General features: G+C 56.0%; 14 protein-coding genes. 8 read left to right on the top strand and 6 right to left on the bottom strand.

Annotated features, from left to right (window positions below):
- Positions 1–14: 14 nt before the first annotated feature.
- The 8 genes from FHS27_RS25000 to FHS27_RS24970 all read left to right on the top strand — a co-directional run bounded on the left by FHS27_RS25000 (position 15) and on the right by FHS27_RS24970 (position 12,663).
- Positions 15–1,664, top strand: a complete 1,650-nt coding sequence (locus tag FHS27_RS25000) for a CTP synthase (RefSeq protein ID WP_184308171.1) — start codon at positions 15–17, stop codon at positions 1,662–1,664.
- Position 1,665: 1 nt separating this feature from the next.
- The gene (locus FHS27_RS24995; protein ID WP_184308169.1) at positions 1,666–2,181 is read left to right on the top strand and encodes a DUF1844 domain-containing protein; all 516 of its coding nucleotides are present in this window, start codon (positions 1,666–1,668) and stop codon (positions 2,179–2,181) included.
- A 349-nt stretch (positions 2,182–2,530) separates the two neighbouring features.
- Positions 2,531–5,872: a tetratricopeptide repeat protein gene (locus tag FHS27_RS24990; protein ID WP_184308167.1), complete on the top strand. Its 3,342-nt coding sequence runs from the start codon at positions 2,531–2,533 to the stop codon at positions 5,870–5,872.
- Positions 5,873–6,154: 282 nt separating this feature from the next.
- Positions 6,155–7,093, top strand: coding sequence for a MotA/TolQ/ExbB proton channel family protein (locus FHS27_RS24985; RefSeq protein ID WP_390854512.1), 939 nt, complete (start codon positions 6,155–6,157; stop codon positions 7,091–7,093).
- Between the two features lie 124 nt (positions 7,094–7,217).
- Positions 7,218–7,640 carry an ExbD/TolR family protein gene (locus FHS27_RS24980; protein ID WP_009101901.1) on the top strand — a complete coding sequence of 141 codons (423 nt, stop codon included), beginning with the start codon at positions 7,218–7,220 and terminating at the stop codon, positions 7,638–7,640.
- Positions 7,641–7,732: 92 nt separating this feature from the next.
- Positions 7,733–10,534 carry a hypothetical protein gene (locus tag FHS27_RS24975; RefSeq protein ID WP_184308230.1) on the top strand — a complete coding sequence of 934 codons (2,802 nt, stop codon included), beginning with the start codon at positions 7,733–7,735 and terminating at the stop codon, positions 10,532–10,534.
- Between the two features lie 51 nt (positions 10,535–10,585).
- Positions 10,586–10,789 (top strand): hypothetical protein, encoded by a 204-nt coding sequence (locus FHS27_RS30835; protein ID WP_221225369.1) that lies wholly within the window; start codon positions 10,586–10,588, stop codon positions 10,787–10,789.
- A 77-nt stretch (positions 10,790–10,866) separates the two neighbouring features.
- Positions 10,867–12,663: an arylsulfatase gene (locus FHS27_RS24970; protein WP_246420863.1), complete on the top strand. Its 1,797-nt coding sequence runs from the start codon at positions 10,867–10,869 to the stop codon at positions 12,661–12,663.
- A 391-nt stretch (positions 12,664–13,054) separates the two neighbouring features.
- On the opposite strand, the gene FHS27_RS24965 is transcribed toward FHS27_RS24970, so the two are convergent.
- The 6 genes from FHS27_RS24965 to FHS27_RS24940 all read right to left on the bottom strand — a co-directional run bounded on the left by FHS27_RS24965 (position 13,055) and on the right by FHS27_RS24940 (position 19,285).
- Positions 13,055–13,273 carry a DUF5989 family protein gene (locus FHS27_RS24965; RefSeq protein ID WP_184308165.1) on the bottom strand — a complete coding sequence of 73 codons (219 nt, stop codon included), beginning with the start codon at positions 13,271–13,273 and terminating at the stop codon, positions 13,055–13,057.
- Between the two features lie 8 nt (positions 13,274–13,281).
- On the bottom strand, positions 13,282–13,704 hold the full coding sequence (locus FHS27_RS24960; protein ID WP_184308163.1) for an SxtJ family membrane protein: 423 nt from the start codon (positions 13,702–13,704) through the stop codon (positions 13,282–13,284).
- Entirely contained in the window at positions 13,704–15,533 is a 1,830-nt protein-coding gene (locus tag FHS27_RS24955; RefSeq protein WP_184308161.1) for a carbamoyltransferase family protein, read from the bottom strand. The genes FHS27_RS24960 and FHS27_RS24955 overlap by 1 nt, the downstream gene beginning before the upstream one ends.
- Positions 15,530–16,666: an SGNH/GDSL hydrolase family protein gene (locus tag FHS27_RS24950; RefSeq protein WP_315854690.1), complete on the bottom strand. Its 1,137-nt coding sequence runs from the start codon at positions 16,664–16,666 to the stop codon at positions 15,530–15,532. Before FHS27_RS24950 ends, FHS27_RS24955 begins: the two co-directional genes overlap by 4 nt.
- Before the next feature lie 337 nt (positions 16,667–17,003).
- On the bottom strand, positions 17,004–18,755 hold the full coding sequence (locus tag FHS27_RS24945; protein WP_184308159.1) for a LamG domain-containing protein: 1,752 nt from the start codon (positions 18,753–18,755) through the stop codon (positions 17,004–17,006).
- Complete coding sequence (locus FHS27_RS24940; RefSeq protein WP_184308157.1) at positions 18,755–19,285, bottom strand: sigma-70 family RNA polymerase sigma factor; 531 nt, start codon at positions 19,283–19,285, stop codon at positions 18,755–18,757. The genes FHS27_RS24945 and FHS27_RS24940 overlap by 1 nt, the downstream gene beginning before the upstream one ends.
- Between the last annotated feature and the right edge of the window lie 207 nt (positions 19,286–19,492).

Below are 19,492 nucleotides of genomic sequence, written 5' to 3'. Positions count from 1 at the left end.
TATCATCATCATCCATGACCAAACACATATTCGTTACCGGCGGCGTCGTTAGTTCTCTAGGCAAGGGGCTCACCAGTGCCTCGATCGGGATGTTGCTCGAGCGACGCGGTCTCCGCGTCCGGATGCAAAAACTCGATCCCTACATCAACGTCGACCCGGGCACGATGAGCCCGTACCAACATGGTGAGGTCTACGTCCTCGACGACGGATCCGAAACGGACCTCGACCTAGGCCACTACGAGCGATTCACGTCCGGGAAACTGGACCGCGATTGCAACTACACCACCGGCCAAATCTACCTGTCGGTCATCGAAAAGGAACGCAAAGGGCAGTTCCTCGGAAAGACGGTTCAGGTCATCCCGCACATCACCAACGAAATCAAAAGGGTGATCAAACGGATGGGTGGTGACGACGTCGATGTCGTGATCACCGAAATCGGCGGTACCGTCGGGGACATCGAGAGCCTGCCGTTTCTCGAGGCGATTCGCCAATTCTCGCTGGACGTCGGACGCGAAAATTGCCTCTACATGCACCTGACGCTGGTTCCTTACTTGAAGGCGGCCGACGAACTGAAAACCAAACCGACCCAGCACTCGGTCGGTCAACTCCGCGAGATCGGGATCCAGCCCGATATTCTCGTCTGCCGTTGCGAACGCAGCATCAGCCGCGATGACCGTGAAAAGATCGCATTATTCTGCAACGTGAAGACGGAAGCCGTCATCGAAGAAAAGGACAAGGACTTCTCGATCTACGAAGTCCCGTTGTCGCTGGTCGAAAACAAAATGGACGAGCTCGTCGTGCAGAAACTCGGCATCTCGGCTGGGAATCTCGACATGACCCCTTGGACCGATTTGCTGCACCGACTCCGCAACCCCCGTCATGAAATTTCTATCGCGGTTGTCGGGAAGTACGCCGAACACAAAGACGCGTATAAATCGATCTACGAATCGATCGATCATGCGGGCATGCAACACGATGCTCAAATTCGCATCGGCCGAATTCAGAGCAGTGATATCGAACGCGAAGGTGCCGAACGGTTGCTATCGGGGTACCACGGCGTGTTGGTGCCCGGTGGATTCGGTGAACGTGGTGTCGAAGGTAAGGTGCAAGCAATTGAGTTTGCACGCAAACGCGGTGTTCCATTCTTTGGGATCTGCCTCGGGATGCAGCTCGCCGTGATCGAGTACGCTCGAAACGTGATGGGATACGGGGGAGCTCATTCCACGGAGTTCGATAAAGACACTCCTTATCCGGTGATCTGTTTGCTCGACGAGCAACAAAACGTCACGCAGCTCGGCGGCACGATGCGATTAGGCAGCCAACCGGCGCGGCTGACGCCCGGATCGCGTGCTCATGACGCTTACCAAGTCGAAGCGATTGCCGAACGGCATCGACACCGCTACGAGTTCAATAACGAATACCGCGACGCCTTCGAACAGGCGGGGATGCAATTCTCCGGCCGAAGCCCAGACGGAGGACTGATTGAGATTGTCGAGATCGAATCGCATCCGTGGTTCGTCGCGGCCCAATTCCATCCGGAATTTAAGAGCAAACCTTTAGCCGCTCATCCGCTGTTCGCCGACTTTATCGCCGCAGCGATTCAGCGACGAAAGAAACGTGTAACTGACGAAATCGAAATCCAAGCAGCAGAAGCGTCGAGCTAATATGTCCAACGCAAACGAAGAACAAGAGTCCACCGAACCATCGCCGAAAATCATCGTCGACTCGGATTGGAAAGAGCAAGTCGCTAAAGAGAAACAGGCCGCGGCCAGCGAAGCGACCGACACGGCACCTGCCGGCGACGAGCAAACCGAGGCTGCAGCGACCGCAGGCGCCAGTAAGCCCGAAAGCAACGCGGCACAATCACCGGTCGCCGACGCTCCGTCCCCCGAAACGTCCGCAACCGAAAGCCCGACGGGTGACGGTGGCCCTCCGCTGCCGACGCCGAGCTTCGAGGTTTTGGTCTCGATGTTGTTCACGCAAGCGATCAGTGCGCTAGGCCAAATGCCGAGTCCCGTCGACGGCGAAACCAAAGTCGACAAGCGGATGGCGAAACACACGATCGACATGCTCGACATGTTGACGGCAAAAACGGAGGGCAACCTTTCCGAGCACGAATCGAAGATGCTCAGCGAAGCCCTGCACGCACTTCGAATGACGTACGTCAGCGTGCGTGGTTAACACGCGTCGGTCCGGCATTGATCACCTGATTCGCTATTAACGAACACGCGGCGATGTATCGCCACACCCATTGTGCAACGTTTGTTCATATTCCGATCAGAAAATACGACGTACGCTCGCCCACCGAAGAGCCCATTTGGGGGTGGAGTCGTTGCCTCAACGCGTTCTCCGTCGGTGAAATCAAATCTTGCATCGGCGACAGACCCGCCGCCGCAATACTTGGTAAACTCAGACGCGTTCTCGCCAAGATCCCGCGTCGCTGCTCCCGTCGACGTTCCATGACGCTCCGATCACCGGAGATGCTTCGCGTCCGAACCACGTAAACCTTTCTACTCAGAATAGATCCCCTATGTTGTTCTTTCGTTGTGGCATCGGTTCACCGCTGTCCGCTCTGATGTTGCTCGTCCTGTTGTTTTCAACAACGCTCCAGGCTCAAGACACTGAGGCGACGTCCGATCCCGCCGCAATGGCACTCTACGCCGACGCCGCAAATTTCCAAACCAACGGCGCCGTCGAATTGGCGATCGACAATTGGAAAGAGTTTTTGGCGAAATATCCGCAACACAAACTCGCCCCGAAGGTCGCGCACTATCTCGGCGTTTGCTACATGCAAACCGATCCACCGGATTTGATCGAAGCCGCGACCGCGTTCGGTCGCGCGTTGCAGACCCCGAAATACGAACTCCGCGAGGAAAGCCTTTCCAATCGAGGTTGGTGCTTTTACGCCGCCGCGATCGGTGACGAAAAGATTGACAAAGGTCTGCTGCAAGAGTCGTTGGCCGCCTACAAACAACTGCTCAAAGAAAATCCCAAATCTCAGTACCGCGGTCGTGCTTACTTCTACAGCGGCGAAGCGGCGTATTCGATGGGTGATCCCAAACAGGCGATCGAGTATTACAGCAAATTGCTACAGATGGGCGACATCGAAAAGTCGCCACTGCGTTGCGACGCTCTCTACGCACGCGGAATCGCTCAAGAAGAAACGGACGATTTTGAGGCCGCAGCCAAGTCATACGAACAATTGCTGCAGGCATGCATCGAGACGGACCTCGTTGTCGACGTTCAACTGCGACTCGGGGACATCCATCTTTTCGAAGACCGGTTCGATCGAGCGATCGGTATGTTTCAAAAAGTAATCGATGACTCGACAGGATTGGCAACCGACGACGATCGTGCCCACGCGTTGTTCCGTCAAGCGTTCTCGTTCGCACGATTGCAAAAGTCAGACGAAGCGGCGACGCGTTACGAGCGATTGATCAAGGAATTCCCCAACTCTCAATACAAGACTGCCGCCGTGCTCGCGGCCGCACAGACACGATACCAATCGGGCCAAATGGATGCCGCTGCCGACGGTTTTCGGCAATTGCTCGGTGGTGAAGATTTGGTCGCCTCGACGGAAGCGGCTCACTGGCTCGCCCGAATCGAATTGGCAGACGCGGCTGCCTCGCCGTCGGGTTCGCCCGAGATGAAGCGGGCTGCCGAAAGCGCCTACACGGTCGCGTCGAACCAATTGGATATCGGGGCGGAAGGCGAGTACGCCGTGTCGTTGCGTCTCGACGCCGCCGAAGCGTTATCGTTTCAAGAAGATAAACTCGCCGACGCGTTGGACGCGTTCGAGAAGATCGCCAACAACTATCCGACCTCGCCATTGGCTCCACGTGCGATCTACAACGGTGCGTTCACGGCACTGCAAATCGGAGAACACGATAAGGCCCGACGGCTCGCCGATGATTTCTCAAAACGTTTTGCGGATAACACGCTTACCCCCGACGCGGCATTCATCAGTGCTGAGGCGAGATTGTTGGCTGGCGATGCAAGTGAAGCAGCCGAGCGTTATCAAAACCTGATCGACAATCCCGCCTATCGCGACAACGGGCAACGTGTCCAGTGGATCCTACGCGGTGCGACCGCGTATAACTCGTCAGATCAACCGGCGAAAACCGCCAAACTGATCACCAGCGAACTCGATACCATTCAGGACGCGAGCCTCCGTGCCGAGGCGTTATTGCTCGCCGGACAGGCACAGCTCAAAACCGGAAACGCCACCGCTGCCGCCGACGCGTTCAAAGCCAGTCGCGAGGCGGATCCGAAATGGGCACGCAGCGACGAGGCATTTCTGTTGGCCGGCGAAGCTCAATTGCAGGCCAATAATCGTGAAGCCGCGATCGGCATTTGGCGTGAGTTGATCGACAGCAGCCCTGATACGAAAATGGCCGATCAAGCAAGATTCAAACTCGGCCAGCTCGCGAGCGATGATGGTCAATTCGCCGAAGCGATCAAAGAGTTCACGCCCGTGATTGAATCGGGCCGCGATCCGGCGCTGTTACCGTTCGCCCTCTACGGCAAGGGATGGGCACAAATGTCACTCGGTGATCACGCGGGGGCGATCCGTTCGCTCGGTGAAACGATCGAAAAATTCCCCGATCACGCGATCCGCGACGATGCGTTGTTGGCGCGTGGCATCTCGTTCCGCAACGTCAACGATTACGACAACGCGGCCATCGATTTGAATCGGTTTCTCGAAACCAACCCCAGTGGCATTCTGCGTGGGCACGGTCTGTATGAACTCGCACTCGTCCGGCAAAACCAAAACCGACCGGAACAAGCCGCCGAGCGATTGGGTGAGCTGGTTCGCGATGTTCCCGATTATCCGGGAATGGACAAAGTCATCTACGAACTCGGTTGGTCGTTGAAGGAAGCCGGTGATGAAGACAAAGCGATCGAGCAATTCCAAACGCTGATCACGAGCTATCCCGACAACCCGATGGTGAGCGAAGCCGCGTACTTCGTCGGCCAAAAACAATACAACGACGAGCAGTGGAAGTCGGCGGCGGAGTCGTTTGAAATTGCGGCAAAACCACAGAACGACGATTCGTCCGAACAGAACGAACTGCTCGAAAAGTCGCTCTACCGGCTCGGCTGGTCCTACTTCAAGTCAGGCAACTTTGCCGCCGCGGAAGCCGCCTTCATTCGTCAGTTCCGCGAAGCCGCCAACGGTCCGCTCATCCTCGACGCGATGATGATGGTGGGCGAGTCGCGTTTCAAACAGAATAAGTTCGACACCGCGCTGCGGGCGTACTCGATGGCACGCGACAAAATCGAGACCGACGATGATTCAGCTCAAACGCTCCGCGATGAAGCGGAACGTCAAGTACGTGAGTTGACGCTGCTGCACGGCGGCCAGAGTGCGGCGCAATTGAAAGATTGGGATGCCGCAATCGAATGGTACGATGAACTGCGTCGACGGTTCCCCGCAACGACCTATCTCCCCCAAGTGTTCTACGAGACCGGGTTTGCTCACCAGCAAGCGGGCAACGAGGACCAGGCGTTGAAACTCTACGGCCAAGTCGCGGACAACTATCGAAACGAACTCGCCGCGAGGGCACGGTTCATGATGGGCGAGATTCACTTCGCCAATAAGTCATACTCTGACGCGATTCCGGAATTTCAACGCGTGATGTACGGGTTTGGGGCGGACCAAGCCCCCGATGGGATCAAAAATTGGCAGGCGAAAAGCGGTTTTGAGGCTGGCCGTTGTGCGGAATCTTTGTTCGATGTCGCAAAAACAGAGTCTTCAAAGCAGAAAGCTCGCGGTTATGCTGTGAGGTTTTACCAATATGTAGTGGACAAACATCCCCGTCACGAGTTGGCGACGCAGTCGCGCGAGCGGCTCGCGGCGTTGAAGGGTTGATCGGCGGGGTGCTGTCCCCCCTGGTTTTTATTCTCTTGTGAACATCTCTCCGCCCTTGAAGGCCCACTCGGGAAGTGCCCGTTCGACAATTCGACGGGTGCGTTGGTAAGATTATTTCGTCAAACCGTCCGCGTAGAAACTGAAAGTTCTGGTATGCGTTTTTTCCCGCCCGCAGACAATTCGTCAAACCGCTCGCGGTCTCACTCGACGCGATCACGATCGGAGCGTTTGGGGATAGCACGGCGTTGGGTGCAATTGCTTTCGCTGGCTCTCGTCGGATGGATGGTGTGCACGTGGACCTTTCCTTCAGTGCCATCGCCCATCTCAACCGCGCATGCACAAGACAGCGAAGACGGTCAAAACGTTGAGATCATCGACGCCGCGGACATCGAAGACGTGATGAACGAGGCGCCCGTCACGGCGATCGGTGATGGCAGCGACGCGCCTTCGGGGATCGATTTGTTGTCGCTGTTTCGGCGCGGCGGATGGTTCATGGCCCCGATCGGTTTGATGAGCATGCTCGTGGTCACGCTCGCCGTTGAGCGAACGTTGTCGCTGCGAACGAGCAAGGTCATGCCTCACGCGTTGATGGAAGAGTTGTCCGATCTCGCCGCATCACAAGATCATTTCCCGCCGTCAACGGCATGGGAAGTTTGTCACGAACACCGTTCACCGGCAGCACGCGTGGTGATGTCGATGTTGATGCGAACCGGTCAACCGCTCGGTGAGATCGAACGAACCGGGACCGAAACGATTCAGCGTGAAGCCGATCGCTATGCCGCGCCCGTTCGATGGCTCACGCTCGCCGCCGCAGCGACACCGTTGATGGGACTGCTCGGTACCGTTTGGGGAATGATCGTGGCGTTTCACGAGTCGAGCACGTTGACGGCCGATCGCAGCCGCAGCGAGCAGTTGTCCGAAGGGATTTACACCGCATTGGTGACAACGCTCGCTGGACTCGTCGTGGCGATTCCCGCAGCCATCTTGGCTCAGTATCTTGAAAATCGGATCACCAAACTGTTTCACCGGATCGAAGAGCTCGCGTTCGGCATCGCTCCCGGTTTGGCACGCTTTGCCGGCCGTTCGAAACTGGACAATGAAGGCCAACTACGCCCCATCGAAGCCTCACCTCCGCCGCTGAGCCCGAGTGCACCGCCCAAGGAGACACAGCACGCCAACGGGGTTTCCGCCACGCCACCTCCCGTCGCGTCGCCTTCCTAAATTGATCATTTCACAAAGACGTTGATGACTGAACGTCATAGTTTTTTTCCGATCGTTGCCGTCCGTCGTTCCGTGTCACTCGTCCTGTCCGCGAATCTCACCGTACCATTGAAGCCCACCACGCATGGCTATCGAACTCAAGAAATCGAATGTCGCCGGGACGCTCAGCCTGACGCCGCTGATCGACGTCGTCTTCCTGTTGCTGATCTTCTTTCTCGTCACGAGTGAGTTTGAAGACGAAGAACGCCGCCTCGACATTGTGCTGCCCTCGGCGACCAGCGCCGTGCCGATGACCAGCAAACCACGCGAGGTGGTCGTCGATATCGATGAGGCAGGCAAAGTTTACTTGCGTGGCAAAGTCACTCCACTCGAGGAACTCGAAGAGCTACTCAAGAAAGCGGTGGCGAATAATCCGACCAATCAAACCGTCGTGATCCGTGCGGATCAGTCGACGAGTTTTCAACCCGTTGTGAACGTCATGGACGTCTGCAACCGAACGGGCGTGAGCGACTATTCGGTTACGACCAAAGACGGTCCCGCAGGTTAAACATCACCGTGTCTTCCATCGATCCGAAACGACCGAGAAAGCCGACGAAGGCATCGTCGCAATTGCCACCGGGACCACCACCTCCGGGAGGCATGGCGTCGACCGGCAGGATTCCGTTTGCGCAGTCACCCGCTGCCCATTCGCCACCCGCCAACCCGCTGTTCCCGATCGATGAGGTTGACGAGGAAGGTGTCGAACGGATGTGGCCGCTCGATGTCGGCATGGCGGCTCTCGGCGGTCTCGTGCTGTACATGGTGTGGAATTATCTGTCGTTCGAAGACACGCGGATTCTGCATAACCGGATGACTTACCTGATCGCGGTGCCTCTGATCACCATCGCCATTTCGTTTGTATTGCATTTCATCGCATCGCAGTTCGTTCAGAAATCGATCCAGGTCGGTTTCTTATTCAGTACGATCGTCCATCTCTTGCTGCTGATTCTGGCCGTGCAGTTGGTGATTTTCCCGCATTACTTTCCCGAGGCGTTCGCGGGCGCGAAGCCCGAGCGTTCTCCGATTCGCAAAACGGTGCCGGAATATCTTTTTCAAAAACCAGAGGAAACCGAAGCGGTCACGCCTGACTGGTCCCAACCCGTTGATGCCGAAACGACCTCGCGCGTCGTCCCACGTGAGGAGCGAAAGTTGCCACCGGTCGCACGTTCGGCACCGCAGCTAGAGATACCTAGGCCGCGTGAAAAGCCGAAACCGGCGCCTCGCAAATTCCTGATGGAACGGCCCGAACCAGAAGCCTCGATTCCGAAGCCCGCGGACGCACCGTCGAAGTTGGCACGTCGCCGCATGCAACGCGATACACCTGCGATGCCCGCTCAAGCGTCGCCGCAGGCACCGACCGTGGAAACCACCCCCATGCCATCGGCTCAAGTCGCTCGTGCGGAGAAGCCGACCACGCCGAGTCGTGCCGAACGCCGTCGTCCGAGCCCCACGGTATCGATCGCCGCTGCGGCCCCGGATCTGCCACGCGTCGAACCGTTGCCGTCCCCCACACCCGCGATCCGAAAACTCGCCGACGCGATGCCGCAAGTTGGCACGTCCGGTCTGTCTCGTCAACGCAGTCAACGTAGGCGTCCCGATCGCGCGGCCCCCGCCGGTTCCGCGCCCGCCCCGCCTTCGGTCGCGATCGCGAAACTGGACGTGACCGCCGAACGGATGATCGCGCCGATCGACACCCCGATCGAACGCCGCAGCGAAGCGGTGGGAGCACAGCTGTCAGCCGCCGCATCGGATTCGTCCGCACCGGCCGTCACGTCGCAGATTGATGAATCCGCCGGTAATCTGCCCCAACGTAGCGAGCTAGCGTCGATGGCGGGATTGCCTCAACCGACCGTTGAAATGCAAGAATTCAGTCGGCCCCGATCCACCCGGCGACGCGGACGATCTGGCCAAGGCCAAGCTGCCGGGGACGCACCCGACGCCGGCGCGATCGCGGAGATGCTCGCCGATGCCCAATCCGAATCCGGCGACGCGGGGCAGAAAACCGACGACGCCGCCGAACGTGCGATGCGGAACACGGAAATCGAACGTTCCGCTCGCGCTGACGATGACGGACTCCCCGATCTTTCCACAACAGCCGACCCGATGTTCGACTTGGCCGCACCCGAAGGACCAGCCGGACTCGCGAAAGCGTTTGCAGAGAAAGCCGGTGTGATCCCATCGACGGATCCCGTCGAAATGGCCTCGATGGACCTTTCCCGTGATCGGCGAGAACGACGTGAAGTCGGCGGCCCCGTAACCCCGGCGGGAATGGCAATTGCCGCAGTCGAAAAATTCAGCCGACGGGTCCAACGTACCAATGGCGGAGCCGCCCCCGCACCAGCAGGAATGGTCGGGCCTGCAACTGAAGAAGCCATCGAACTCGGACTCGCGTACCTCGCATCCTTGCAGAACGAAGACGGCAGTTGGTCGTTGCAAGGGCACGGCGAAGAAGTGCTTCTGCAAAGCGATACCGCCGCAACGGGAATGTGCTTGCTGGCCTTCCAAGGTGCCGGATACACGCACCGACAACATCAATACGCGTCGGTCGTTGCCAAGGGACTCGCCTTCCTGATTCAAAACCAGAAATCCAACGGCGATCTCTACCGTCTCGAGAACGCGGTCAGCGATCAGAACGTTGCCCTGTATTCGCACGGCATCGCATCGCTGGCGTTATGCGAAGCCTACGGCATGACGCAGGACAGCGAACTGCGTGAACCGGCTCAGCAATGCATCAACTATATCGAAGCGACACAGCATCGTCGTCGTGGCGGTTGGCGATACACGCCGCAAGTCAGCAGCGACACGTCCGTTACCGGTTGGATGATGATGGCCGTCAAGAGTGGCGAGTTGTCGAACCTCGACGTATCGCCGGATGTCTACAAAGGCATCGATCGCTGGTTGAGTTTGGCGAAGGTCAGCCCAACGCGACGCGACCTTTACGTTTACAACCCGTATGCACCGGACACGCCGCAACAAGCCCACGGGCGTCGTCCGTCACCGACGATGACATCCGTCGGCATTCTGATGCGGATGTATTCCGGTTGGAGTCGCGAGAATCCCGACATGCAGTCGGCAGCTGACTATATCCTCGCGAGCCCACCGAAGATCGGAACCCGTCGGGCACCAATGCGTGACACGTATTACTGGTACTACGCGACCCAAGTCATGTTCCACATGGGCGGCGATTACTGGAAGAAGTGGAGCGGTTACCTGACGCCGGTTTTGATCGACAGCCAGATCAAACGCGGACCCGAAGCCGGCAGTTGGGACCCCGAATATCCGGTACCCGATCGTTGGAGTCCCCACGGCGGCCGGCTCTATGTTTCAGCGATGAACCTGCTCAATCTAGAAGTCTATTACCGCCACCTGCCGATCTACGAAGAAACCGCAGGCGAAGACTGATCCCCGACGCGAGCGGAATTCGAGAACGCGTGTCCCAAATCCACTCTTCTCTTGAAAACGAGTCTCGCTGAGACTCTTGCCGGCAACGATTCCGCCGTCTCACCAACCGGGCAGTGCGTTCCATCTCGAAGCACCGAGTTACAAGCACAATCTGCCGACTGCCCCATCAACGTTCGCGCCAAAGAGAGCGGACGCACCGCGTTTCGCCAGTCTATTGAGCAACCACTCATCGCGGCCGGAAACTGGTTAGAATAGCTCACACCGACACAGAGCATTGACGCGTCTGCGATCGGTATCTAGCTCATTCTCCCCCCTTTTCTTCACGAACTCTCATGGTATTTCGACTTCGACTCTATCTGCTCAGCCTCGGGCTGTGCCTAACCGGCATGCTACCTGCATCCGCCACGAACGTGGTTTTCGTCATCACCGACGACCAAGGCTACGGAGACTTGGCCTGCACGGGCAATCCAATCATCAAAACCCCAAACATCAATCATCTTGCTTCGCAAAGCTCCGGACTCAGCGACTATCACGTTGCCCCGACGTGCTCACCGACACGTTGTTCGCTGCTGACAGGTCACTGGACCAACCGCACCGGCGTCTGGCACACGATTATGGGACGATCGATGCTGCGTGAGAACGAAGTCACGATCGGGCAAATGTTCAGTGACGCCGGCTACCAGACCGGCATGTTCGGCAAATGGCACCTCGGCGACAACTATCCCTATCGTCCCGAGGATCGCGGCTTCACCGAAGTCTACCGTCACGGCGGTGGCGGCATCGGGCAAACGCCTGACTTATGGGACAACGCCTACTTCGACGGGTCGTACTTCCACAACGGAAAGGTCGTCCCCGCGAAAGGCTTCTGCACCGATGTCTTCTTCGCGCAAGCCAACGAGTTCATCACACGATGTGCCAAAGAAGAGAAACCGTTCTTTGCGTACATCTCTCCGAACGCTCCCCACAAACCTCTTCACTGCCCACAGAAATACATCGACATGTATGAGGGGCAATCCGAAAGCATCGCCGCGTTCTACGGCATGATTACGAACATCGATGACAACGTTGGGAAAACCCGCAAACTCATCGCCGACCTGGGAATTGCTGACGATACGATTTTCATTTTCACAACCGACAACGGAACTGCCAGCGGCGCGAAGATCTACAACGCGGGCATGAAAGCCGGCAAAGGGAGTCCCTATGACGGAGGTCACCGTGTTCCCTTTTTCCTGCATTGGCCCGCCGGTGGAATCACCAAACAACACGACGTTAAAACGTTGACCCATGCCGTCGACATCGTGCCCACACTGCTCGAGATGACGGGCGTCAAGAAACCCGAAGGTGTGAAGTTTGACGGCCTCTCGATCGCCGCACTGCTGGACCCAACCAAGGACGTCGATTGGCCCGAACGTTTCGTCATCAGCGATTCTCAGCGTGTGAGAGACCCGATTAAATGGCGTAGCTCCGCGGTCATGTCACAAAAGTATCGCCTCGTCAATCGAAAACAACTCTACGCGATCGATGTCGACCCTGGTCAAAAGAACGACATCGCAAAAGAACATCCCGAAGTCGTCGAGACGATGCGTGAGTTCTACGACAAATGGTGGGCCGACATCGAACCATCATTTTCGCAAACAACCGAAATCTACCTCGGACACAAAGACCACCCCGTTGTCAGCCTGACTGCCCACGATTGGATTCAAAAGATCTATCCGCCGTGGCACCAAGGATCGATTCGCGAAGCCGATCGAAAAAGCCCGGACGCCGACAAACTGACCCACAAAGGCTATTGGGCAGTCAAGGTGGTCCGCGATGGCAAATACCAAGTCTCACTTCGCCGTTGGCCAGTCGAATCCGGGGTCGCGATTAACGCGTCGCTGCCACCGGGCGAGAACGTCCCCGGAGCCACCGTGCCATTTCGAGCAACACCCGGCAACGCCATCGGCGCGACGCACGCGGTCCTGCGAATCGATAACGAAGACCTCGACCGCAAACCCGTTCCGAGCGGTGCCGAAGAAGTCAGCTTCGAGACCGAGCTCAAACAAGGCTCCTATCAACTCGCGCCCATTTTCGAGATCCCCGAAGGAGAACTCGGCGCGTACTACGTCATCGTCACAGGTCTCGACTGATCTGACGAGAGCGTAAACTACGCTACTACGGGACGATATTCGCTGCGGAACCGCAGCAGGTATCGTCCCGTTTTTTTATGCCACCGAAAAGCAACCGCATCGCGTTTCACTTTCACCGCGACATTCCTCACCTAATTGGTAACGGAATTGCTAAACAACGCCTCTCTGCACGCCGCTCAGTCTCTTGATACCAAGAATTGCCATCACCGATCGCTGTTGGCCCCTTCGAGAAAACATCCACACGACAGCTGAGCCCTAACCCGTCTGCCTAAAAGCAGCGTCGTATGGGGACAACAACTCAACACAAACCGGGCTCGTGATAGAAAGCCAAGGTTCGACAGGTCGCGGTCCACCGTCGGGCGACGATGGCCATTCTGGAAGAACAAATAGCTCAAAACAGTGTGTAGATGAACGGAGCGGCACCGCCCGCCGCTAACAGACTAATGAGTCCAAGAAGTAAGAGAGAACCAATCAGCGGCGCGAGCCACCATTTCTTGTTCTCGACCAAGAACTGGACGAACTCACGAACAATCCCCGTTTCATCGCGAGCGGCTTCTCGCTCGAACTCGGATTTCTGTTCGGATTCGCGGGGCTGAATTTCATCTGCCATTGGAAACCTTAAAACTGCTTGAAGTAGCGGGTTGGGTCTTCATTGCCTACGTCCTTCACGCACGCTTTGTCTTCCCACGCGGATTTCACATGATTCTCGCGTCTCAGGTTCAGCGGATCATGGCCAAACAATCGGAGCAAAAATCCCAAGGGAGTGATAATGCCGAAAAAGACCATCCCAAAAAGGAAGTGTCCCACCAACCAGGCAATCGGAAAAGTGATCCACTGCCAGCCGCGAATGATTGGCAACTGAGTCCGTGGACTCAGATAGTAAACACCGACGACTGAAACGGCGCCGACAAAAATCGCCTGTCGGAACATGCCAGCCGGAGCAGCCATGATCGCTAGAATTGCCAATACAATACCGAGCGACAATCCGAACCAACGTCGCATCGATTTGTTGGGAGCGGCATGCAAATCAATCAGTGGCATCAATCCGGCTCCAATTCAGACAGATAGTGTTCGCTCGATTGCCGCATCGATTCGGGTTGTTCTTCCTTGAGGAAAACGTAATCACCCACCACGAGAACTTCCATCTCGGTCGCCATAAAACAGCGGTAGGCGTCCGCCGCACTCTGAACAATTGGTTCGCCTCGAACGTTGAAACTCGTGTTGATCAGGACCGGGCAACCGGTTTGCCGATTGAATTCGCTGATGAGTGCGTGGTATCGAGGATGCCGAACGGGATCGACCGTTTGCACTCGAGCGGAATAGTCTAAGTGTGTGATTGCGGGCAAGTCGCTTCGAACCGCTCGAACACGATCAATTCCGGTTGCGGCAGGATCCTGCTCAACGCGGTTTTCCTCGTTCACGTATGACGTGAACAACATGTAAGGCTGGTCTGAATCCTCCGCCATCTGGAAATACTCGCGAGCGTGTTCGCGTAGAACAGACGGTGCAAACGGACGAAATGATTCACGATATTTGATTTTCAGATTCATCGTGCTTTGCATTTCAGGATTGCGAGGGTCTCCCAGGATACTGCGATTGCCCAGCGAGCGGGGGCCAAATTCCATTCTGCCCTGTGCCCATCCAACGACACGGCCGCTCGCGATCAAGCTGGCGACGCATCCACAGAGGTCCTCTTCGTGATCGTATTGCTTCGCTACCGCTCCCTGGCCCAGGAGGGCTGCAACCTCGACTTCGGGATCGAGTGCCGGACCGAGAAACGAACCTTCTTGACAATCGTGGGGATTCATTGTCCTCGGATTCCCCAGCATCTGATGCCAAATCGACCACGCGATCCCGAGCGCACCACCGGCGTCTCCCGCGGCGGGTTGCACCCATATTTTCTTGAAGGGCCCCTCTCGCAATAGACGGCCATTGGATACGCAATTGAGCGCTACGCCGCCTGCCATGCACAATGAATCTAAACCCGTTTGCCGGTGGACATGATTTGCCATTCTTAAGACGACATCCTCTGTCACGGCTTGGATGCTCGCAGCAATGTCCATGTCAACTTCACGTACCGGCGTGTCAGGCAATCGACGCTGAACACCTAACAACTTTTCGAGCCGTTTGCCTGTCATCCGTAGCCGATGACAGAACTCGAAGAAGTCCATGTTCAAACGATAGCTGCCATCATCAAATAGAGTTATCAGATGCTCATGAATAACAGAGGCGAACCTCGGCTCACCATAGGGCGCCAGTCCCATTAGTTTGTATTCGCCTGAGTTCACCCGAAATCCACAAAAGTACGTGAACGCGGAATAGAGCAAACCGAGCGAGTGTGGAAAGCGAATCTCCTGCTTCAGATCGATTCGATGTTCGTTTCCGATCCCCCAACTCGTCGTTGCCCATTCGCCAACACCGTCAATGGTTAAGATCGCTGATTCACGGTACGGACTCGGATAAAAAGCGCTTGCCGCGTGCGACTCATGGTGTTCGCAGAAAACGATCCGCCGTTTGTAGCTGTCACCTAACTCCTTTCGGATCTCTCGCGGCAAGTGAAGCTTCGTTTGCAACCAGCTCGGCATCGCACGGGCGAACGATCGATAGCCGCGAGGTGCATAGGCAAGATAGGTTTCGAGCAACCGCTCGAATTTCAACAGAGGTTTTTCATAGAACCCGACGTAATCGATGTCGCTCAAACAGACACCGGAATCGTCCAAACAGGCCTGTAACGCTAAACTCGGGAATGACGCATCTTGCTTCTTTCTCGAGAAACGTTCTTCACTAGCCGCCGCAATCGGCTTGCCGTCTTGGATCAGCGCGATAGCTGAATCATGGTAATAGGCAGAAACACCAAGAATTAACGTCATTCGGATCCCTTCTCACGTCGCAACTCCGTTTTCTCCCCGGATTGCTCGGGCGTACCATCTTCCATCTTAATAAGTGCGTCTGAGAGGCCTTCCGCCCAAAAGATCGCGACCTCTCGATGCCCGAATTGCGTCAGATGAATCGCGTCTCCCAAATGCGTGTTGTTGCACTCAATCTTATCAGCAACGTCGATCAATGGGACATGCGATCGCTCCGCCTCTTCACGGATCACCTGCGTGATCCAAAGACCGAGCCGTTCATTGGCTTCAATCTGTTCAGGCCCATCGCCCAAATACCGTTTCAACTGAGGATCGCTAGCCCCCGCCGCCATCAACTGAGTACTCAACACAGGTACCGCACCCGAGTTTCTAACCGCCTCGACGAGGCTCTGAAGGTCGTTTCTAAATTGTGCCTCACATTCTGTCCGCAAATCCGCATCAGTCGACGACGATGATACGGGCGGAACAAACACGGGCGAGTCCGGTGGAAAAACGCGATATCGAAGCACGCCGTACAAAACGCTCGTCGCCATCGTGCGAGTCCACCATGACGGAGCCGGTGGTGTTCTATCTACCGAGTCCGGGTCTTGCAGCAGAAACTTCATGTCGTTCCACCCCAAGTACATTAGCACGACATCAGGATTCAACTTAGACAGATCCGACTCATAACGCAGACGGCACTGCGTCATGTTGTAACCGGGAACACCTGCGTTCAGCACTTGAACTTTCGAATCGCCGTACCGCTCGTCTTTTGACATTATCTCTTCGAGAACACAACAGGAGTCCTGTCCATCCGGCACGAGATAGCCAAAAACACTCGAGCCACCAATCACCATGACGCGGATACCGTTGTCTGGCTTCTGAACGTCGACTTCTTCGCCACGAAGCCCCAATGAGTTAATCGTGACGTCATAGGCAGACGACTTCATCCGCAGCCCCGGACGCATCGTGTGCCCGGCCTGTTCATGCGGGACGAAAAACGCAACTCCTGTCACGTAACAATTGGGCGTCCAACCTCTGCTGGCGACGTAAACTCGCAAGCCAATTTCGAGCAGTAACATCCCGCCCATTAAACCGATCAACGCCGCCAGCCCCGCGAATATGAGTTTCTTCTTTCGCTTGGCCAATCTGTTCACTCGGCTGGTCCTCTAAGTCCCATCGCAGCGGTCACTCAAAAATTGAAACACTTTCAATTCTGAGTGCAGACGCTTCGCACAACAATCACGAAAGTATAGTTGTTCGAACTGCACGAACGTAGAGGACTGCCCGACATTCGGTTTTTCAGCGAATATTGAGCTGATCCGATAGGGCACACGCCATTTCACTATCCACGACCGATGTTTCGATCGCGGAGTCTGACCGAGAGAGATGCCGAGTTGTGCAACCACTCACCATCACGAACGCGATCGATCGCAGCACGCGTTGTTGAATTGCCGCACACGCGTGGTTCGTCGACGGCCGCCACCGACGGAACTACTTAGCCTGCTTCGGGGCGATCTTGCGTCCAGCGGCTCTGATGTGCTTTCGGATTTCTTCCGGTGATAGAGCCCGATCGTAGATTGCAATCTCGTCTATCTGCCCCGCGAACCGCCGGTATTCCGAATTCGGATAAACACGTCCAACCAGGATCTGAACATGTTCGCTCAAGGGAACTGCATTGATACGTTCTGCTGCGATTTGCCCATCGACCCATAGTATTTGGCGATTGCCCTTCTTTTGGGCAACCACGTGCTGCCAAACTCGTGGCTCGTAGGTTTCTTCCGCGAAGAGACTCGTGTCACTGATCGGCTGTGTCGCGCCGAGTTCACGATGAACGAAACGAAATCGGTTGGGAGCAGACTCGCTCAAGCGATGCGTGAAGTAATGTTTGGCGGTCACCTCCAGCATCATCGTATGCTGATGCCGTCCGTCTTCGAGTTCCTCTTTTTGATGCAGGCAAAGGACTTCGCCGTGATGATAGAGTTGCGGCTTTACCCACAACTCAACGCTATACTCATCCAATGGTTCTTCCGGCCAGGTTTCCAATGCGTGAAACGCCGACGCTCTGGCAGTTCCGACTTCGGCGACACGGTTTTTTCCGTATTGCCGCCACGTTGGATTGCCGACAACAACGGCGTTCATGCCAGGAAGGCTTCCCTCGTTGTCGATATAGAACGGACTTTCCCCATGGAGCTGCTCGAACCGCCAGTACACCCCCGGATCCGATAGCTTCACCGCTTCGACATATTCCTCGCCAATTTCCAACGGATCAAAACCTGCCGAGCGAGCGGAGACGAAGTTCGCTTTAGACGCTGAAAAACGGACAAGCTGCGATCCAGTGTCGGTCGTGGAGTAGACACGAACGGCTTCGGATTCAACCAAACGGATCTGCTCAGTCTCGAACGTGACGTCACGCGGATTCAGTAACGCAGACCCAGTAAACACATGCACTTCATTGACTAAATCGTCGGAGACCAATCCGATGGAACTTTGTCCCGCAACGAGCACGCGACCGATGACCGTGTCAACCACGAGGCTATCGCTATCCGACCCCAGCGAATCGAGAGTCAACGAACCATGCAGAAGTCCCAACTCGCCGTTATCGCGAATTTGAACACTAGCGGGCCCCTCGATGCGAACGACCGCGCCGCGTGTGCCATCGTCACCGACGCGCATTTCCGCGATTCCCTCAACAAGGCTCAAAACCTCACCCGTTGGAATCGGTCGACCAATCGCGGGAACGGAATCATCGGAAGAACGCCACACACATGCCGTCATGGAAACCAACTGTGGAGAAACAGTATGTTCTGTCGTTTTCGCAACGGGCGTGTCTTTTGATAGACTGCCGGCCAACGACCATGCAAGCGAAGCGACTAGAATATTACTCGCGACGAGCGATAGAATCCAAAGGTGATTGTTGGATGATCTCGTCGAACTGAGCGTGCTCGGCTTGACCGGTTCCGCTTTCTGGGGCCTCGTCGAAACTGACACCCCAGCATCACGAACTTGAGGATCCGGTTGGTCGCGTAGCACATCGAACACTTCCTTCGCCAACACGGGCGAGTCGAGCGAACTGAATTCGCTGAACGCGCACAATTGATCGATCACCGCGACCGCTTCTTTCGATCCTGCTTGGGATCGCGCGATTCGATTCGCTTGCTCGATTTCCGATTCGCTCAGTTCCTCATCCTGTGATTTCAAGATCAGGTTCCGCAGCATCGATAAGTCATCGTTGTCGGGTGCCACTAGATTTCCTCTGCTAACGTTCGTTCGATACATCTCGACAGCAATCCGTGAATGCGACTGAGTTCGCGGTAGATGGCGTAACTAGATCGCCCCAATTGCTCAGCGATCTCTTTCACGCTGAGTCCGTCGTAGTATCTGTGTTTGATCAATTCTTTGTCGGCATCATCTAACTTTTTCAGACAAGTGCCCAACGCAGTCCGGCGGTCTCCTACTTCGCGTGCGACGAGGTAAGCATCCGCTGACAGGTACTCAATGGTCTCATCACCAAAAACCTTAACACGCCGCTGCGAATCTCGGTGCTTCAGCATTTCAAATCTCGCTATCCGGCACGCCCATGCCAGAAAGTTCTCGCCATCGAATTGCGAATACTTCTGCCACAGGATGACGCATGTTCTCTGAAACACTTCCTCCGCATCGTCCTGCCGATTCATCGTGATGATTCGGATGAACGACATCAGTCGGCTGGAGTGACTCGCCAACAGTCGAACAAATTCGTCTTGGGAAGGATCCTGATTGATAGCTTTTTCCATTCGTCGAGCTTCTCGATGGGGAACGGCCGACGATCGTAAGCCGCGATCAGCGGGCTGTCGAACTGCTGATATGTTCAACCCAATTCGCCAATTCTTTTTGGCGCCACTTTTCAATATTTCCTATAAATAAAAACGCAGCTTGGACGATCGCGATATAGATTCCTGAAATTTATGCGCAAAAAGTCGCCGTCAGAGCCGGTTTATACA

This window comes from Aporhodopirellula rubra (assembly GCF_014192335.1).
GTDB classification, from domain to species: Bacteria; Planctomycetota; Planctomycetia; order Pirellulales; family Pirellulaceae; genus Rhodopirellula; species Rhodopirellula rubra.
Note: the sequence above shows the minus strand (reverse complement) of the source record. Positions and strands in the feature narration are given on the sequence as shown.

Excerpts from the sequence above, each read along its gene's own strand:
- FHS27_RS25000 (WP_184308171.1), top strand. The coding sequence starts at position 15 with ATGACCAAACACATATTCGTTACCGGCGGCGTCGTTAGTTCTCTAGGC.
- FHS27_RS24995 (WP_184308169.1), top strand. The coding sequence starts at position 1,666 with ATGTCCAACGCAAACGAAGAACAAGAGTCCACCGAACCATCGCCGAAA.
- FHS27_RS24990 (WP_184308167.1), top strand. The coding sequence starts at position 2,531 with ATGTTGTTCTTTCGTTGTGGCATCGGTTCACCGCTGTCCGCTCTGATG.
- FHS27_RS24985 (WP_390854512.1), top strand. The coding sequence starts at position 6,155 with ATGGTGTGCACGTGGACCTTTCCTTCAGTGCCATCGCCCATCTCAACC.
- FHS27_RS24980 (WP_009101901.1), top strand. The coding sequence starts at position 7,218 with ATGGCTATCGAACTCAAGAAATCGAATGTCGCCGGGACGCTCAGCCTG.
- FHS27_RS24975 (WP_184308230.1), top strand. The coding sequence starts at position 7,733 with ATGGCGTCGACCGGCAGGATTCCGTTTGCGCAGTCACCCGCTGCCCAT.
- FHS27_RS24970 (WP_246420863.1), top strand. The coding sequence starts at position 10,867 with ATGGTATTTCGACTTCGACTCTATCTGCTCAGCCTCGGGCTGTGCCTA.
- FHS27_RS24965 (WP_184308165.1), bottom strand. The coding sequence starts at position 13,273 with ATGGCAGATGAAATTCAGCCCCGCGAATCCGAACAGAAATCCGAGTTC.
- FHS27_RS24960 (WP_184308163.1), bottom strand. The coding sequence starts at position 13,704 with ATGCCACTGATTGATTTGCATGCCGCTCCCAACAAATCGATGCGACGT.
- FHS27_RS24955 (WP_184308161.1), bottom strand. The coding sequence starts at position 15,533 with ATGACGTTAATTCTTGGTGTTTCTGCCTATTACCATGATTCAGCTATC.
- FHS27_RS24940 (WP_184308157.1), bottom strand. The coding sequence starts at position 19,285 with ATGGAAAAAGCTATCAATCAGGATCCTTCCCAAGACGAATTTGTTCGA.